Raw genomic sequence first — 16,344 nt, 5'->3', positions numbered from 1 at the left:
CCAGTCGTTGACGGCATCGCGCACGGTGTAGGTCTCCTGTGCGGTGATGCCCGCCTCAAGGTCTTTGACGGCCTTGATCGGCTTGTCCTTGACCGGGGCGCATCGCGGCCCGCACCCGCGCCACCACGACCAGCGCACCCCCTGCTTGGCCGGGCACGCTGCGGTTGGTGCGGATGCGCACCATGAGATGCCGATGAACTTGTGAGGTTTGTGTGGCTGGCGCGTTCTTAAAGTCAGACGTATCGGAAATATCCGGTGCAATGATGTTGACGAGGGAACCATGCAGAGACTTCGTGGCAGCCTCACAGCGATCGCGTGCGGGACGGTGCTCGTGCTGGTCGGTTCGGGCGGGCCGGTGCACGCTTCCGCTTCTGCGGCCGGCGGGCCGCTCCTGCGAGTGAGCACGGCCCCTGATCGGAGCGGTTCGATCAAGCTGGATCATGCCAATATTCGCGGCAAGGTCTACATCACGTTAAGCGGCGACACTCGAAACGTGGCGTCGGTGACGTTCCGGCTCGATGATCCGCTTGGCCAGGCAAGAACCGTGGACAAGACAGCACCGTTCGACTTCGCCGGCACCGCCGCGAGCGGCGCGGCCAATCCGTTCGACGTGGCCACGATCAAGAAGGGGCCGCACGTCGTGCTGGCCGAGATGGTCATGAAGGACGGGAAAGAGACCAACATCTACAGCCGCTTCATTGCGGACACCACACCGGCTCCCGGGCCGACGACTACACCTACCCCTACTCCCACGGGCAAGCCCACACCCACACCCACTACCGGCCCGGCCCCGGGCAATAACTGCCCACCGCCACCGTCCTACCCGACGCCGGCCTGCACGGGGGTACCTGAGGGCACCAAGCTGACCACCTTTGACGGCGACTTCACCGCCTCCAAGCCCGGCCAGGTGATCGACGGTGTACGCATCACCGGCAAGCTTCTGGTCAAGGCCGATGGCGTCGAAATCCGCAATTCCTCGATCGCCGGCGGGGTGAGCAACTACCGGAGTGAGGGTGCGGACTATCGGTTCACGATCACCGACAGTTCTGTCGGCGCGACCGAGGGCTGCGACGGCTACGTGGGTGTCGGCTTCAGCAACTACACGGCCAGGCGGGTCCACATCCACAACTTCGGCGACGGCTTCCGCGACTCTGGGGACAACATCCTGATCCAGGACTCGTTCGTGAAACTCTGCTCCAATCCCGGAGATCACTCCGACGGGATCCAGGGCTACAAAGGCGGCAAGAACGTCGTCTTCCGCCACAACACCGTCGACCAGCGTCCCACCAAGTTCGTCGGCACCACCTCGCCCATCTTCTTCGCCGACGACTCGGCCGGAGCCGTGATCGCGGACAATCTCTTGGCCGGCGGCGGCTATACGGTGCGTATGCACGACCGCAAAGGCTTCGTCTTCACGGGAAACCGGATCGTCAAGGACTCCTGGCAGTACGGTCCCGTCAACAGCGACTGCGCGGGTGTCTCCTGGTCGGGCAACACCCTGGTCACGATCAGCCCGGACTATCGGATCACATCCACCACCGGGACGCTTGCCTGTAAATAACAGCAGGCGATATCCCAATTACCAGGAGATTCAAGGCTGTGACGGATCCGGGTGGAGAGACGCGGGAGCATGCCGCGACTCCTCTGTCCTTCGAGATCGTGTATCGCACACACGCCGCCCGGATCTATCGATTCTGCCTCTCACAGATGGGTAATCCCTCTGAGGCCGAAGACGTCGCTGCGGACGTGTTCGTGTCTGCCTTCGCCGCATACGAGCGGACCCGGCCGGCGCCCGAGGCAGTGGCCGCCTGGCTGACCGCCATCGCGCGGAACGCGGTGGTCGACCATAATCGACGGCGCGACCGCTGGTCACTGCTGTGGACTCGTTTCCTGTCCGTGCGGTCGGAGGCCGATGCGAACGCGGACGTGGAAGCCGCAGTGCTGCTCCGGGACGACTTGCGTCTCGTTCTCGCGGCATCGGCGCGGTTGCGCGAGCGCGACCGCCTCCTGGTGGGCCTGCGAATCGCGGCCAACCTGTCATACGCCGAAGTCGGCGGGATCATGGGCCTGTCCGAGCACGCGGCTACTGTGGCCACACGGCGGGCGCTGTCGCGGCTGCGCCAGATGTACGAAGAGGGTGGGCCGTGAGCCAGCGCGACGACGACTCGGCGTTCGAGGACTATGCCCGCTCCCTCTTCACCCAGGTGGACGCCCCCGGCAGGCTTGACCGATGGCGCCAAGGCGTGTCGGCGGCTCACCCGGGAAGTCGGGGGCGGCTGGTCGTCATGCTCGCGGCTGCGGTCCTGGTCACGGTGACCATCAGCGGGATCGCGATCAGCCGGCAGCTGCTTCACCCCCAAGAGCCACCCTCGCCGGCGGTCCCCACCACCGAGGCCCCGCGCGAGACACCCTCGGCCCGGTCCCCGAATCCCACCCCCACACCGAGCGGTCGTCCATCGGCGCGCGGGTGGCCCGACGCCGGCAACACAGGCGTTCCTCGGCACGTCTCTCTGCGAGAACACCCCGGTGACCTGCGCGTCCGCAAGCCAGGCCAGGTCGTCGACGGTCTGCGGGTGACCGGGAGCGTCTTCGTGGAGGCCGCGAACGTGACGCTGCGCAACATGAAAATCGTCCTGGGCGATGGCGCGCTCTTCGGAATCAGGCAGCAGCCGGGCGCCCGCGGACTGGTGATCGAGGACACGGAGATCGTCGGCGGTGCCGAGTACGCCGTGCGCCAGGAGGCGTCCGGACTGAGCGTGCGACGGACCCGTATCCACGGCGCCGATGTCGGGCTGGTCCTCGCAGAGCGAGCGAGCGTCACCGACTCATATATCCACGACGTCAACTCGATGGGGATCTACCACGCGGGAGGAGCCCCCCACGTGCTCATCGAGCACAACACGATCCTCAACCCCTCGGCGGCCAACGCCACGATCTCGCTCTATACCGACAGCGGTCCGCAGACCGACGTCCTCGTCCAGGACAACCTGCTCGACGGCGGCAACTACACCCTCGCCGCCGGCGCCGGGCCTGGCTCCCACCACATCAGGGTGATCCGCAACCGGTTCCGCGACCACGGGAAATACGGCCCAGCGGTGGCCTTCGACAAAGACGCCCCCGGCAACCTCTGGCAGGGCAACACTTGGGCCGGGACAAGAAAGCAGATCTCTCCCCCGTAGCCAAACCGGTCAGTGGCAGTGCGTCCGACATGCCGCCGGTGGGCACGAACCGGCCCTCGCAGGTGACCGCTGCCCGGGTCACCTGCGGGGATTTCACCTGGCCGCGGCGCCCGTCAACCAGGCTTCAATCGGCTGCGCCAACGGAACGCGACCGGTCGGTGACCTGCGGGCAGCAGATGACCTCCGAGCCGAGGCGCTTGCATCCTTACTCGTGGACGGGACCGTCGATCGCCGCGCTTACGCCGGTGATGCGCACACTCCTGTCCGGTGTCGCGGCAGCGGCGGCTGAGAACGCGAGAAAGCTGCCAAGGGCAGTGATCGCGGCCATGGTGAGTACGGTGTGGCGGCGCATGGTGTCTCCCAGTCATGGAAATCGATGAATCGGCGCTGAGCGCTTTGTCGACAAAGTTCAAAGGCTGTGAGCATGTTCTTGGACACGCCTGAAAATGAACCGTAGGGGGCGAATGCGACAGCGGCTATCCAGATGGCGTCGTACGAGATGCGCGTTGCGGATAGCCCGCTGTACGAGCAGACACGGGCCTCTTGCGTGGAGGCTGCCGCCGGCCGCCACAGGGCCAACTCCGGCGCACCCTTCAGCAGATCATCGACCCTCATACAGAGTGCGGTTGCGAGGGTGTCCAGTTCGGTCGTCACAACCCGAGAACGGACATCCTCGCCCTATCTCCGCAGCTATGCCTTGGACTCATCAATCCAGCCATTTCAGAAACGCGGTGTCAGGCGTTTCCGCAGGTCGCCTCGGTGTCTGAGTCGCCACCGATGCGCGCGAGCACCTGTTGGCTGAGCACGACGTCGTGCGGCAGTTGCCTGAGCGCGGCCGCGTCGACAATGACTCCCTGCCGCTGGACGATCTGCTGGAGCGAGGCCCAATGGTCTGCTTCCATGTCTTCCTGGGAACGGCCGCCGAACGGCTCATCGGGCCCAACCACCGCCCGCGTCGTCTCTTGTATGTCTGCTACCGACGTCGCGGCCCAGCCTTGCGATGAGCCCCAACCTCGGTCATTCAGCAGCAGCACCCGAGTTCCGTCGACGAGCTCTGCCTCGTGACGCACCGACACCGAGATGGTGTCAACCGCCTGATTATCGACGTCGACGAACGTCACCAGACGTGTGAGAGCAGTCATTTACCCCTCTTCCTGGTGCAAGTATCTACGACTGCAGCGGCGGCCATCCTCGGCAGCTGTCGTAGTCGCGCACTGTGACGTGCGGCGATGCCGCCGTTCGGGCCGTATGGCGCGATTCTTACCAGCGGGCCTTATCGGCAGCGACCTCGTAGATCTGAGGCTAGCGGTGCGGCCGGCGCAGTCCGGCGATGAGCAGCTCGACCAGCCGGCGCGCGTCGTATCGGGGATCGTTGTCCGCGCCGATGCAGAGGTTTCCGACGCCGCGCATGAGCTCGTAGGCGTCCACGTCGGAGCGGATCTCGCCGGCGGCGGCCGCGGCTTCGAGCAGCTGGGCGCACGCGGGTACGAGCCGGTCGAGGAAGTACGTGTGCAGCGTGTCGAAGCCGGCGTCGTCGGACCGCAGTACGGCGGCCAGCCCGTGCTTGGTGACCAGGAAGTCGACGAACAGGTTGATCCATCGCCCCAGCGCGGCGTGCGGGGTGACGCCGCTCGCCAGCAGGGTCGGACCGGCCTCGGCGCAGGCTTGGACCTGGTGCCGGAAGACGGCGATGATGAGATCCGACCGGGTCGGGAAGTGGCGGTAGATCGTGGCCACGCCCACTCCCGCCCTGGCCGCGATGTCGCGCACCGGCGCCTCGACGCCCGAGGTCACGAAGACCGCCGCGGCGGCGTCGAGCAGCGTCCTCTCGTTGCGCCGGGCGTCCGCCCGCTTACGCGGGGCCGCACGCCTCGCGCCGCCGTCGCTGTCGTTCACCGCGCCGTTCCCTCCACTCCTGCCGAAGCCCGCGCCTGCCGAAGCCCGCGCCTGTCAAAGCCCGCGCTTGCCAAAACGGAACGATGTTCCCTATCGTAATCGGAACGAGGTTCCTCTTGCTCATGATGTCAGAGCGGGGGCCGGCGGCCAAAGCCGCACCCCATCACCACGATCCACCCGCAGTGGAGGAGACACGCTCATGCAGTACCGCACCTTGGGCCGCACCGGTGTGCAGGTCAGCTCCCTCGTGCTCGGCGCGATGAACTTCGGCGCGATCGGACGCACCACCCAGGACGAGGCCACCGCCATCGTCGACGCCGCCCTCGAGGCCGGGATCAACCTCATCGACACCGCCGACATGTACGGCGCCGGCGAGTCGGAGGAGATGGTCGGCAAGGCCATCGCCGGCCGCCGCGACGACGTCGTGCTGGCCACGAAGGCAGGGATGCCGATGGGCGACGGGCGCAACCAGCGGGGCGGCTCGCGCCGCTGGCTGGTCACCGAGCTGGACAACAGCCTGCGCCGCCTCGGCGTCGACCACGTCGACCTCTACCAGGTCCACCGGTGGGACCCGGAGACCGCCGACGAGGAGACGCTGTCGGCGCTGACCGACCTGCAGCGCGCGGGGAAGATCCGCTACTTCGGCTCCTCGACCTTCCCCGCCTACCGCATCGTGCAGGCCCAATGGGCCGCCCGCGACCACCACCTGAGCCGTTACGTCACCGAGCAGCCCAGCTACTCGATCCTGCAGCGCGGGGTCGAGGCCCACGTCCTGCCCGTGACCGAGCAGTACGGGCTCGGCGTGCTGGTGTGGAGCCCGCTGGCGTCGGGCTGGCTGTCGGGCGCGGTCCGCGAGGGCCGGGAGATCGCCACCCACCGCTCGGCGATCAGGCCGGAGCGGTTCGACCTCTCCGTCCCGTCCAACCGCGCCCGGCTCGACGCGGTCGAGCAGCTGGCGAAGGTCGCCGACGAGGCCGGGCTGACGATGATCCAGCTCGCGCTCGGGTTCGTGACCGCGCATCCGGCCGTGACCAGCGCGATCGTCGGCCCCCGCACGCCGGACCACCTGCGCGCGCAGCTCGCCGCCGCGGACACGGTGCTCTCCGCCGACGTGCTCGACGCCGTCGACGCGATCGTCGCACCCGGCGTCGACCTGGCCCCGGAGGAGAAGTACGACACCCCGCCCGCCCTCCTCGACAGGTCGCTGCGGCGCCGCTGATCACGGAACCGTGTTCCGGTTAAACAATCCGAAAGGCTCCCAATGTTGCACACCTCCCGGCCTGTCTTCGGGATCATGACCGCGCCCGCACAGGTCGACTACCAGGACATCCTGCGGGTCTGGCGCGAGGCGGACACGATCCCGGTGATCGAACACGCGTGGCTGTTCGATCATCTCCTGCCCATCTTCGGCGACCCGAACGGAACGACCCACGAAGGCTGGACGCTCCTCTCGGCCCTCGCCGCGCAGACCCGGCGGCTGCGTCTCGGCGTGATGGTGACCAGCAACCGCTTCCGGCCGCCCGCGCTGCTGGCCAAGATCGCCGCGACCGTCGACATCGTCTCCGGCGGCCGGCTCGACTTCGGCATCGGCGCCGGCTCACGTCCGAGCTGGCCCGCGGCCCGGCGCGAGTACGACGCGCACGGCCTGCCCTTCCACGACGCCGCCCACGCCGTGGAGAGCCTCGCCGAAGCCTGCACGGTGATCCGGCGGCTGTGGACCGAGGCCGAACCGTTCGACTTCCACGGCGCCCACGTCCGGCTCACAGGCGCGTTCTGCAACCCCAAGCCCGTCCAGCGCCCCCACCCGCCCATCCTCATCGGCGGGCGCTCGGGTCCGACACTACGCGTGGCCGCCGAGCACGCCGACCTGTGGAACATCCCCGGCGGCGACATCGACGACGTCGTCCGCCGCAGCCGGCTGCTGGACGGCTACTGCGCCGAGCTCGGTCGCGACCCCGCCTCGATCATCCGCTCGATCCATCTGCCGGTCTCCTACGACCAGCCCGACATCACCCGGGACTCGATCGGCGAGGCGATCGACGCCGGCTTCCGGCACATCGTCCTCGGACTGCCGGCGCCCTACCCCGCCAACGTCGCACGGTGGGTCGCCGACGAGCTCATCACCGCGTCGGTCCGAGCCGCGTCGGTCTGAGCCGCGTGGGTCTGAGCCGCGTGGGTCTGAGCCCGCCTCCGCGGTCAGGCGCTGAGCAGGCCCCGGGCACGCAGATCGGACAGGAGGTCGGGCGGCAGGACCGGGCAGCGGCTCACGGTGACCTCCTTGAGCGACGGGAAGCCGGTGACCTCCCCCAGGTCGCTCAGCGAGCGGCAGTCGAAGAGGTGCAGGGCGTGCAGGGAGGGCAGGCGTTCGAGCCCGTCCAAGGTGGTCAGGGGGCCGGTGCAGGCGAGATGGAGCGTCTCCAGGTTCAGCAGCCCCGCGAACGGGCTGAGGTCGGAGAGGTGGTCCAGGCCCTGCAAGGTCAGGGTGCGCAGGGCGGGCATGCGCGCGAGCGCGGAGAAGTCCGTCATGAGCTCGGTGTAGGCCAGGTACACCTCGCTGATCGAAGGGTGCCCTTCGAGCCCGTCGAGCGAGGTGAGCCGGGTGAAGCTTTCGACGGTGATCCCGGTCAGGGCGGGCAGCCGCGACAGCGGGCGCAGGTCGGGCAGCGGCGCGCTGGGCAGGCCGAGGTTCGTCAGGCGGGGGTGGTGGCCGAGGCCGTCGAGGCTCTTCAGCTTCGTGCAGCCGCTGAGATAGAGCCGTTCCAGCGCGGGCATGGCGGCGATGCCGTCGAGGCCGGTCAGGCGGGCGCAGTGCATGTGCAGCTCGGCCATGGAGTCGAGGCCGTACAGACCGTCGATGCTTGTGATCTTGGTGCGGCTCACCTCCAGTTCGGTCAGGCGGCGCAGCCCGGACAGCGGCCGGATGTCCTCGATGAACCGGCAGTTGTCCAGGCTCAGGTGATCGAGGTACGGGAACGCCTCGCCGAACCCTTCGACGCTGGTCACCCCGCTGCTGCGCAGGCTGAGACGGCGCAGGTTGCGCAGGCCGAGCAGCGGGGAGACGTCGGACACCTCGGGAGAGCTGGTGACCTCCAGCACCTGCAGCGCGATGAGCCCGGCGAGCGGCCGCAGGTCGCCGACGGCCGCGCAGCCGTCCAGCTTGAGCTCGCGCAGCTCGGTCAGCGCGGCGAGCTCGGAGAGGTCGGTGAGGCCCTTGCAGTGGTCCAGGACCAGCTTCCGCAAGATCGTCAGGTGGCGCAACCCGGCGAGCGAGTCACGCCGGCGTAACTCCAGCTCGGTACGGCCCTCGTCCTCGAAGGCGGGCGCGAGCAGGTGCTCGGCGAAGGCGTCGGGGTCGAGCGCCTGGGGCCACAGCCTGAGCAGCTTCTCGGAGGACGGCTCGGCGATCTCCGCGAACTCCGCGGCCAGCGCGAGCGCGTCGCCCTGGCCGCGCAGCGCGAGTTCGCGCAGGGATTTCCAGGCGCGTTCCGGGGTCGCGGACGTCAGTTTGGCGCGGTAGTCGGAAAGGTCCAGGTTCATGCCATGCCACCCTACGCATTCGTGATCTTTCCGGGTGGCGTTCGGGAACACTCGGCGCGGGACGGTGCCACAGGCGGCGCGGCCCGCCCGCCGTATGCGGTCCCGAGGCCGGTCAGCGCCCGCGTACGATGAGCCGCAACAGCCGGCGCGGCCGTTTCGCGCGGAACGCCGCCCGCTCGTTGACCTGCGGGAACGGCACCTCGGGCACGGGCACGCCGAGGAACGCGCACAGCGGCTCCCACCCGTCCCGCACCTCGAACACCAGCAGCCGGTCCGCCGGTATCGCCGCCTTGACCTCGGCCGCGTGCCGTTCGTAGACGTCGATGACGTGGGCGCGATCGTCGATGCGGCCGCCGAAGACGCGGTCCATGACGGTCGCCCTGGCCATGCGCGGGTACAGGGCGAAGTCCGGGGCGCGGCGGGCCACCAGCCAGCGGGTGATCCGGCGGCGCAGGGGGAGCCGGCGCTCTTCCAGGGCGCTGCGGAAGATGGTCTCGCTGACGCTGTCGTACCAGCGGGCGGGGTCGCGGACGGTGAGGACGACCTTGGCCTCCGGATAGTGCTCGGCCAGCTCGCGCCAGTACGCGGAGGCGGGCCAGTCGAGCGCCGATCGGAAGCCGGCGAACAGGGTGTCCCAGGCACGGGAGCGGCCCTCGCCGACGTCGAGCCACTGCCGGACGCGGTACGGCTCCGCGATGATCGTCGACATGTGGTAGCAGGGGCCATATCCCAGGATCTCCAGTGCCGCCTTGAGCGACCGCGTGCCCGTGCGCCCGAAACCCGCGCCGATCACTTTCATCTCGCGCTCACCACCCGCACGTCTCTGATGGGTCTCTGATCTGTGCCGTCTAATGTCGCGGTGAATCCGGAAATATGAAAGCACAGAGGAGGCGTACATGCTCTTCCCGCAGCCTCTGCTCGACGCGTTGCTCGACGCGCCGGACAGCCCCGCCTTCGAGCACGGCGACAGGACGGTCTCCCGGGGCGAGCTGCTGGAGCTGATCCGGCGGCTGGCGGGCGCGATGCGCGCCGCGGGCCTGGGCCCCGGGCGGGCCGTCGCGGTGCGTACGGCCGTCACCCCCGAGGCGTTCGCCGCCCACATGGCCGCGCACACGCTGGGCTGCCGGGTCGTCGGCATCCGGCCCGGCTACCCGGAGGGGCAGCTCGCCCATGTGCTGGGCATGGGGATCGACGCCCTGCTCGTGGACCCGACGACCGCCACGCCCGACCTGCGCCGCGCCGCCGCACGTCACCTTCCCGGGCGGCCGGCGCTGTCCCTGGGCCCCTGCGCGGGCGCCGGTGACCTGCTGGCGCACCCCGACGACGGAGGGCCGCTGACCGTGTCCGCCCGGCCCGGCGACGTGGCGGCCCTGACCTTCACCAGCGGCAGCACCGGCCGTCCGAAGGGGTGCGCGATCACGTACGGGGCGCTGGGCGAGCACTGGGCGTGGCAGCCGCGCGTGTGGTCGCCGGTCGCGGCCGGGCTCGCGCGGGCCTTCGAGCGGTACCTGCTGTTCGGCACCCTGGCCAGCATGGTCGTCATGGAGTTCGTGGCGCCGTGCCTGCTCGGCGGGGGCACGGCGGTCATCCCCGAGGACGACGGGCGTCCGATGTTCCCGTACGCGATCGAGCGCCACCGGATCACCGGCTCGATCATCACCGTGCCCCGGCTGTTCCAGATGCTGAAATTTCTGGACGAGGTGGATTTGGGGAGCCTGCGGGCGCTGATGGTCTCGGGCTCGCCGATCAGCGCGCGGCGGCTGGCCGAGGCCGCCGAGAAGCTGGGCCCCGTCGTCTACCAGGGCTACGGCCAGACCGAGGCGGGCAACATCGCCATGCTCACCCCCGACCACATCGCCGCCGGCGTGCTGGAACCCGTCGGCCGCCCGCATCCCGGCGTCGAGATCAGCGTGCGCGACGAGCGCGACGACGAGCTGCCGCCGGGCGCGACGGGGGAGATCCACGTACGCAGCCCGTACCTGATGCGGGGCTACTGGGGCGAGGAGGAGGAGACCCGCGACACCCTGAAGGACGGCTGGCTGCGCACCCGCGACCTCGGCCACGTGGACGAGGACGGCTTCCTCCACCTGGCCGGCCGTTCCCGCGACGTGATCATGGTCAACGCCATGGTGGTGTACGCGGGCCCGATCGAGCGCGCGCTGACCGGCCACCCCGACGTGGACGAGGCGTACGTCGTGGGCGCCCCCGACGAGGGCACGGGCGAGGCCGTGCACGCGTTCGTCGTCCCGGCCCCGGGCCGCACCCCCGGCCGGATCGCGCTGCGGGCGCTGGTACGGGCGCAGCTCGGCGAGGACAGCGTCCCCCAGACGATCACGATCGTCCCCGCCGTCCCCCTCGCCACCAGCGGAAAGCCCGACAAGCGCGCCCTCTCTGAGCAAATTCTGAGAATTGCCCGCCAACACTGAGGTTGTCCGTTCAATCACATCGCCGTGACGGAGGCTCCCGTGCCGGACAAGACCCTGGACTACCTGGTGATCGGCGCGGGCCCCGCTGGCTTGCAACTGGGGTATTTCCTGCACGAGCAGGGGCGGGACTACCTGATCCTCGAGGCGGGCTCCGCTCCGGGCCGCTTCTTCCACACCTTCCCGCGCCATCGCACGCTGATCTCGATCAACAAGAAGCACACCGGATGGGAGGACCCCGAGCTCAAGCTCCGGATGGACTGGAACTCGCTGCTGTCCGACGACCCCGGCCTGCTGTTCACCCGCTACAGCGACCGGTATTTCCCGCACGCCGACGACATGGTCCGCTACCTGGGCGACTTCGCCCGGCAGCACGGCCTGCGCATCGCCTACGACTCCCGGGTGGTCCGCGTGGACCGGCCCGGTTCGTCGGCAGGTTCGCCGTTCCGGGTGACGGACGAGTCCGGGCGCACGTACGAGGCGAAGAGGGTCGTCGTCGCGGCCGGCGTCACCAAGCCCAACATCCCGCCCATCCCGGGCATCGAGGCGGCCGAGCTGTACGGCACCCACTCCACCGACCCGGCCGACTACGTCAACCAGCGGGTGCTCATCATCGGCAAGGGCAACTCGGCCTTCGAGACGGCCGACAACCTGATGGAGAGCGCCGCGGTCATCCACGTGGCGGGCCCGCACTCGATCCGCATGGCCTGGCGCACCCATTACGTCGGCCACCTGCGGGCGATCAACAACAGCCTGCTGGACACCTACCAGCTCAAGTCGCAGAACGCGATCCTCGACGGCGACGTCAAGCGCGTCGAGCGCAACCCGGACGGCACGTACCTGGTGACGGTCTCCTTCGCCCGGGTCAACGAGGTCACCAAGGACATCCCGTACGACAGCGTGATCCTCTGCACCGGCTTCCGCTTCGACGCCTCGATCTTCGGCGACTCCTGCCGCCCCGAGCTGGTGATCAACGACAGGTTCCCGTCGCTCACCCCGGCCTACGAGTCCGTCAACGTGCCCGACCTCCACTTCGCCGGCACGATCACGCAGTCACGCGACTTCAAGCACGGCACCAGCGGCTTCATCCACGGCTTCCGGTACGGCGTGCGCGCGCTGCACCGCGTCCTGGAGTCCCGCCACCACGGCGTGCCCTGGCCCGCCAGGGTGCTGCCCGCCGACCCGGAGGCGCTCGCCGCGGCGGTCGTCGAACGGGTCAACCGCGCCTCGGCGCTGTGGCAGCAGTTCGGGCTGCTGGCCGACGTCATCGTGCCCGACGGCGACACGGCCCGCTACCTGGAGGAGGTGCCGTACGACCTGCAGGGCCCGCCGATCGGCGACCGCGGCCACTTCGCGATCACCCTGGACTACGGCCCGAACCACGACAAGATCGACCCCTTCGACATCGAGGTGGGCCGGATCAGCCAGAGCGACTCGGCCCGCGCTCACGAGGGCCACTACCTCCACCCCATCGTCCGCCATCACGTGCCCGGGCGGCCCCCGGTCGCCCACCACATCACCGAGAACCTCGAGAACGAGTGGACCTCCAAGGAGATCCACGTCGAGCCCCTCCGGGCCTTCTTCGCCGAGCAGTTGACGTCCGCAACGCTCTGATGGAGCGGTGGAGTCTGCGCGAGTTCGAGGCCGAGGCCCGCGCCCGCCTCGACCCCGCGCACTACGACTACTTCGCCGGCGGGGCCGGTGACGAGGTCACCGTGCGGGCGAACGAGGCCGCGTTCGCCCGGATCGGCCTTCTGCCCAGGGCGCTGCGCGGCGCGGCCAAGCCGCAGACCGGCCTCACCCTGCTCGGCAGCCGCGCCGCCATGCCCGTGCTGGTGGCGCCGACCGCGTTCCATCGCCTCGCCGACCCGGAGGGCGAGCGGGCCACGGCACGCGCGGCGGCCGCCGCCGAGACGATCATGATCGTGAGCATGGCCGCCACCGTGGCGATCGAGGAGGTGGCGGCCGCCGCGCCCGACGCCGAGCTCTGGTTCCAGCTGTACGTGCAGCCGGACCTGTCCTTCACCGAGACCGTCGTGCGCCGCGCCGCGGCGGCCGGCTGCAAGGCGCTGGTCGTCACCGTGGACTCGCCCGTGCTCGGGCGGCGCGAGCGCGACCTGCGCAACGGCTTCCACGACCTGCCCGAGCACCTGTGCTGCGAGAACCTGCGCGACGGCGACCGGGTGCGCCCGATCCTCATGTCGCCCGAGCTGTCGTGGGAGCACATCGACCGCCTGCGGGAGATGACCACGCTGCCGATCGCCGTCAAAGGCGTCACGCACCCCGGCGACGCCCGGATCGCCCTCGATCACGGCGTCTCGGCGATCATGGTCTCGAACCACGGCGGGCGGCAGCTCGACACCGTTCCCGCCTCGATCGACCTGCTGCCGGAGATCGCCGCGGCCGTCGGCGGCGCCGTGCCCGTGCTGGTGGACGGCGGGATCCGGCGCGGCACGGACGTGCTGAAGGCACTGGCGCTCGGCGCCACGGCGGTCGCCGTCGGCCGTCCGGTGATCTGGGGGCTGGCGGCGGACGGCGAGCGGGGCGTGGCCCGCGTGCTCGGCCTGTTGCGCGCGGAGGTCGAGCACGCGCTCACCCTGTGCGGCTGCGCCTCCATCGGCGACCTCGACCCGGGCATGGTGCGGCGGCCATGCTGACCACCGGGCTGACCACGCTGATCATCCTGGCCCTGGCGGTCGTGGTGAGCCTGCCGTGGTGGCTGCCGGCGCGGGTCGTGGCACTGCGCGTACGCGTCTTCAACCGGATCAGCGGCGACGAGAGCATCCCCGTCCCCGGCGACCTCGTGGGCATCGAGCGCTTCAAGGAGGTCTACTCGCACCCGGCCGCGAACGGGCGCAGCAAGGGCGCCGCGCTGTCGGACCTGTTCTGGTACTGGCTGGCACCCGGTCCCGAGATGCACCAGGAGCACCTGGAGGCGGGCGAGCGCTACGACGCGGTGGCCGGGGCGACGCGCGGGCTGCTCGCCGTGCCGCGCGCCGAGGCCGAGGAGCTCACGCGCCGCTGCGCCGCCCGCACGCTGGCCGACGCCGGAGGGCTCGTACGGCTGCGCGACCTGACGATGCCGCTGTGGGCCGAGTTCTCCTACGAGCTGGTGTTCGCCGAGCCGTGCCCGCGCGAGGCCCGCGACCTGATCGTGGGCAACGCGAACGACGTGGTCACCTCGCTCAAGTGCACGGGCTTGCGGCACATGGAACGCCGCCACCGCCTGACCCGCTACCTGCTCGGCCGCCTGTCACGCGTGCGGATCCCGCTCCCCGACGGCCTGACGCCCCAGGAACAGGCGTTCTACCTCCAGGGCGCCTTCTTCAACACCGCCGTCGTCCAGATGTCGGAGGCCATGGCCCACCTGCTGATGGTCCTCGCGCAGCATCCCGGCGTACAGGAGCGGGCCCGCACGGCGGACGACCGCTACCTCGACCACGTGATCTCCGAGACACTGCGGCTCTACCCGCTCTTCGGCATCGCCCACCGCATCACCACCGGCGAGATCCCGCTCGGCGAGGGCGCCGCGATCCCGGCCGGATCGGTGCTCTGCTTCAACTATCCCGAGTTCCACCGCGCCGGGTTCGCCGATCCGGGCCGCTTCGACCCGGGCCGCTTCGACCGGCCCGCCAAGGACCTCAACCACATCCCGTTCGGCGTCGCCGCCAACCGCCCCTGCCCGGCCTGGCGGCTGGCGCCGATCGCGATGCGGGTCGCGGCCCGGGAGATCCTGCACCGGTACGCCCTGCACTCCTCGGCCGCCCACACCCGGTCCCTGCCCAACCGCGGGCCCTGCCTGCTCACCCCGCCGCACGCGCCCCGCCCGCCCCGCGCCGCGCTCGCCCTCATGAAGGCCCGCGACCGCTGGGAGGACGTCTGGCGCAGCACGGTGCAGCTCGTCCTCGGCACCTACATGGTCTGGGACGCCCGCCGGCAACGGCTCTGCGAGCGCCACTTCGATCACCCAGCGGAGAACCGAACATGACCGTACTGGCCCACGTCACGTCTCCCGACCCCAACCTCGCCCTCATACTCAAGGTCCTGCCCGCCCTCGTCGTGATCCTGATCGTCGCGGCGATCTGCGGCCGGCTGGCACAGATGGTGATGCAGCCGCGCGTGCTCGGCGAGATGGTCGCCGGCGTGCTCCTCGGGCCGACGTTCTTCGGCTGGCTCTTCCCCGACGCGCAGGCGGCCCTGTTCCCGAAGGAGGTCAGACCGGTCCTGTACGTGCTGAGCACCATCGGGCTGACGCTCTACATGTTCCTGGTGGGGGCGGGGCTCGACCACAGCGGGCGCACGGGCGAGGTCCGCAAGGCCTCCGCGCTGGCCGTCTCCGGGATCGTCCCCTCGCTGCTGCTCGGCTTCGGAGCGGGCCTCCTGCTGTACGACCTGCTCTCGCTGCCGGACGTCAGCCCCTTCCAGTTCGCCCTGTTCGTCGGCGGGGCGCTGTCGCTGACCGCGTTCCCCATGCTGGCCAGGATCCTGTACGAGCGCGGCCTGGAGAACGCCCCGGTCGGCCGGCTCACCCTCATCGCCGCCTCCATCGACGACGCCCTGGCCTGGTGCATCCTGGCCGTCCTGTCGGCCATGCACCTCGGCACCGGCGCCGGCGACGCGCTGCCCACCATCGGCCTGACCGCGCTGTTCGCCGTCGTCATGCTCAAGGTGGTCGCCCCCCTGCTGCGCCCCATGGGAGCGACCGTCGCCCGCACCGGCCGCCTCGGCGCCACCGGCATGTACGTCGTCATCATCGTGCCGCTGACGGCCGGCTGGCTGACGGACTGGATCGGCGTCTACTCGGTCTTCGGCGGCTTCCTGGCCGGCCTGGCCATGCCTCGCGACCCCAAGTTCCGCGAGGCCCTGCACGGCCGGATGATGGAGATCGTCTCGACGCTGCTGCTGCCCACGTTCTTCACCTTCTCGGGGCTGAACACCCACCTCGGGGGCATCGCGGGCGGCGCCATGCTGCTGGCGTTCGGGCTGATCCTGCTCGCCGGGTTCTGCGGCAAGTACTTCGGGTGCGCGCTGGCGATGCGGGGGATGGGGTTCGGCTGGCGGGAGTCGTACGCGGTGGGGGCGCTCATGAACGCCCGCGGGCTGATGATCCTCATCTTCATCAACATCGGCCTGGCCCAGGGCATGATCACCCAGGAGCTCTTCGCGATGCTGGTGCTCGTGGCCGTCCTGACCACGGCCGGCGCCCTGCCCCTCTACAAGCTGGCGCTGCCCGAGCGCCTGGAGAGCCGGACCAAGACCACGGAAGTTTCGGCGCTGGTCAGGTCCAATCCGTCGTGATCGCGCAGGTG

General features: G+C 69.9%; 15 protein-coding genes. 10 read left to right on the top strand and 5 right to left on the bottom strand.

The features are described from left to right. The first annotated feature begins 325 nt into the window (after positions 1-325). From ACIBQ1_RS29865 to ACIBQ1_RS29855, 3 genes are read left to right on the top strand one after another with little or no spacing between them, the layout of a single operon-like run. Positions 326-1,561 (top strand): hypothetical protein, encoded by a 1,236-nt coding sequence (locus ACIBQ1_RS29865; RefSeq protein ID WP_397282613.1) that lies wholly within the window; start codon positions 326-328, stop codon positions 1,559-1,561. 38 nt (positions 1,562-1,599) lie between these two features. Next, the gene (locus ACIBQ1_RS29860) at positions 1,600-2,148 is read left to right on the top strand and encodes an RNA polymerase sigma factor (RefSeq protein ID WP_397282612.1); all 549 of its coding nucleotides are present in this window, start codon (positions 1,600-1,602) and stop codon (positions 2,146-2,148) included. Continuing rightward, positions 2,145-3,179: a hypothetical protein gene (locus ACIBQ1_RS29855; protein WP_397282611.1), complete on the top strand. Its 1,035-nt coding sequence runs from the start codon at positions 2,145-2,147 to the stop codon at positions 3,177-3,179. Before ACIBQ1_RS29860 ends, ACIBQ1_RS29855 begins: the two co-directional genes overlap by 4 nt. Before the next feature lie 205 nt (positions 3,180-3,384). On the opposite strand, the gene ACIBQ1_RS29850 is transcribed toward ACIBQ1_RS29855, so the two are convergent. The 3 genes from ACIBQ1_RS29850 to ACIBQ1_RS29840 all read right to left on the bottom strand — a co-directional run bounded on the left by ACIBQ1_RS29850 (position 3,385) and on the right by ACIBQ1_RS29840 (position 5,075). Beyond that, positions 3,385-3,531, bottom strand: a complete 147-nt coding sequence (locus ACIBQ1_RS29850) for a hypothetical protein (protein ID WP_397282610.1) — start codon at positions 3,529-3,531, stop codon at positions 3,385-3,387. 382 nt (positions 3,532-3,913) lie between these two features. After that, positions 3,914-4,300: a hypothetical protein gene (locus tag ACIBQ1_RS29845; protein ID WP_397282609.1), complete on the bottom strand. Its 387-nt coding sequence runs from the start codon at positions 4,298-4,300 to the stop codon at positions 3,914-3,916. A 181-nt stretch (positions 4,301-4,481) separates the two neighbouring features. Then, positions 4,482-5,075, bottom strand: a complete 594-nt coding sequence (locus ACIBQ1_RS29840) for a TetR/AcrR family transcriptional regulator (protein ID WP_397282608.1) — start codon at positions 5,073-5,075, stop codon at positions 4,482-4,484. A gap of 199 nt (positions 5,076-5,274) precedes the next feature. On the opposite strand from ACIBQ1_RS29840, the gene ACIBQ1_RS29835 reads away from it, so the two are divergent. Both ACIBQ1_RS29835 and ACIBQ1_RS29830 read left to right on the top strand, forming a co-directional pair. Next, entirely contained in the window at positions 5,275-6,294 is a 1,020-nt protein-coding gene (locus tag ACIBQ1_RS29835; RefSeq protein ID WP_397282607.1) for an aldo/keto reductase, read from the top strand. A 75-nt stretch (positions 6,295-6,369) separates the two neighbouring features. Further along, complete coding sequence (locus ACIBQ1_RS29830; RefSeq protein ID WP_397282605.1) at positions 6,370-7,227, top strand: LLM class flavin-dependent oxidoreductase; 858 nt, start codon at positions 6,370-6,372, stop codon at positions 7,225-7,227. Positions 7,228-7,271: 44 nt separating this feature from the next. On the opposite strand, the gene ACIBQ1_RS29825 is transcribed toward ACIBQ1_RS29830, so the two are convergent. Then, positions 7,272-8,612, bottom strand: coding sequence for a leucine-rich repeat domain-containing protein (locus tag ACIBQ1_RS29825; RefSeq protein ID WP_397282604.1), 1,341 nt, complete (start codon positions 8,610-8,612; stop codon positions 7,272-7,274). Between the two features lie 112 nt (positions 8,613-8,724). Continuing rightward, on the bottom strand, positions 8,725-9,411 hold the full coding sequence (locus tag ACIBQ1_RS29820; protein WP_397282603.1) for a sulfotransferase family protein: 687 nt from the start codon (positions 9,409-9,411) through the stop codon (positions 8,725-8,727). 97 nt (positions 9,412-9,508) lie between these two features. Between ACIBQ1_RS29820 and ACIBQ1_RS29815 the strand changes: the two genes are divergently transcribed. Genes ACIBQ1_RS29815 through ACIBQ1_RS29795 form a run of 5 tightly spaced genes read left to right on the top strand, consistent with a single transcriptional unit; the run spans position 9,509 to position 16,333 of the window. Beyond that, positions 9,509-11,038, top strand: a complete 1,530-nt coding sequence (locus ACIBQ1_RS29815) for a class I adenylate-forming enzyme family protein (protein WP_397282602.1) — start codon at positions 9,509-9,511, stop codon at positions 11,036-11,038. A gap of 39 nt (positions 11,039-11,077) precedes the next feature. Next, entirely contained in the window at positions 11,078-12,649 is a 1,572-nt protein-coding gene (locus ACIBQ1_RS29810; protein ID WP_397282601.1) for an NAD(P)-binding domain-containing protein, read from the top strand. Next, positions 12,649-13,692, top strand: coding sequence for an alpha-hydroxy acid oxidase (locus ACIBQ1_RS29805; protein WP_397282599.1), 1,044 nt, complete (start codon positions 12,649-12,651; stop codon positions 13,690-13,692). Before ACIBQ1_RS29810 ends, ACIBQ1_RS29805 begins: the two co-directional genes overlap by 1 nt. After that, complete coding sequence (locus tag ACIBQ1_RS29800) at positions 13,686-15,023, top strand: cytochrome P450 (RefSeq protein WP_397282598.1); 1,338 nt, start codon at positions 13,686-13,688, stop codon at positions 15,021-15,023. Before ACIBQ1_RS29805 ends, ACIBQ1_RS29800 begins: the two co-directional genes overlap by 7 nt. Continuing rightward, the gene (locus ACIBQ1_RS29795; RefSeq protein WP_397282597.1) at positions 15,020-16,333 is read left to right on the top strand and encodes a cation:proton antiporter; all 1,314 of its coding nucleotides are present in this window, start codon (positions 15,020-15,022) and stop codon (positions 16,331-16,333) included. Before ACIBQ1_RS29800 ends, ACIBQ1_RS29795 begins: the two co-directional genes overlap by 4 nt. Positions 16,334-16,344: the final 11 nt, after the last annotated feature.

The sequence above is a fragment of the Nonomuraea sp. NPDC050153 genome (genome assembly GCF_044460125.1).
Taxonomy (GTDB): domain Bacteria; phylum Actinomycetota; class Actinomycetes; order Streptosporangiales; family Streptosporangiaceae; genus Nonomuraea.
The sequence above is the reverse complement of the archived record's forward strand: the minus strand, read 5'-3'. Positions and strand labels throughout refer to the sequence as shown.